The organism is Alicyclobacillus sp. CIJ1 (assembly GCF_057538885.1).
In genome coordinates this window covers 1-285 of record NZ_BAAJPH010000035.1, presented here as the reverse complement: position 1 = coordinate 285, position 285 = coordinate 1, and the positions used below count along the sequence as shown (strand labels likewise).

Here is a 285-nt window from a genome sequence, read left to right as displayed (position 1 = left end):
TTTCCTTCGGCACTGGGGTGTGTCCCCCCAACACCTAGCACTCATCGTTTACGGCGTGGACTACCAGGGTATCTAATCCTGTTTGCTCCCCACGCTTTCGTGCCTCAGCGTCAGTCACTGTCCAGCAAGGCGCCTTCGCCACAGGTATTCCTCCACATCTCTACGCATTTCACCGCTACACGTGGAATTCCCCTTGCCTCTCCAGCACTCAAGTCAAGCAGTTTCCAGAGCCATCCCATGGTTGAGCCATGGACTTTCACTCCAGACTTGCTCGACCGCCTACGC

General features: G+C 56.1%; 1 rRNA gene. It reads right to left on the bottom strand.

Annotation, left to right across the window (positions count from 1 at the left end):
• Positions 1-285 (bottom strand): 16S ribosomal RNA (locus tag AC27E8_RS00270); the annotation flags it as partial.